The sequence below is a fragment of the Microbacterium sp. HJ5 genome, from assembly GCF_054824025.1.
Genome location: NZ_JSYE01000046.1, coordinates 1 through 335 on the forward strand (window position 1 = coordinate 1; position 335 = coordinate 335).

Genomic DNA, 335 nt, shown 5'->3' on the forward strand with positions numbered 1-335 from the left:
AGGCCGGCGCCCATCACGTTCGCGACGCGCACCAGGATCGCGGTCTTCCAGTCGCCCTCGGCGCCGAAGCCGTAACCCTCGGCCATCAGCCGCTGCACCGCGAGACCGGGCAGCTGCTTGAGCGTGCCGAGGTCTTCGAAGCTCGTCGTGAAGGCACCGAAGCCGCCCTCCTCGAGGAACGAGCGCAGACCCAGCTCGATCGCGGCGCCGTCGCGCAGCGACTGGTGGCGGTCGCCGCCCGGGAGCAGCTCGTCGGCCACGTCGTAGCTGTCGAGGTACACCTGCACGAGAGCGTCGACATCGGAATCGGATGCCGCATCCACCGCCTCGACGAG

1 protein-coding gene is annotated in these 335 nt (G+C 69.9%); it reads right to left on the minus strand.

Annotated features, from left to right (window positions below; all coding sequences use genetic code 11):
• Positions 1 to 335: L-arabinose isomerase family protein (locus OB08_RS16065; protein ID WP_461476509.1), on the minus strand; the 335-nt coding region annotated here is incomplete at both ends.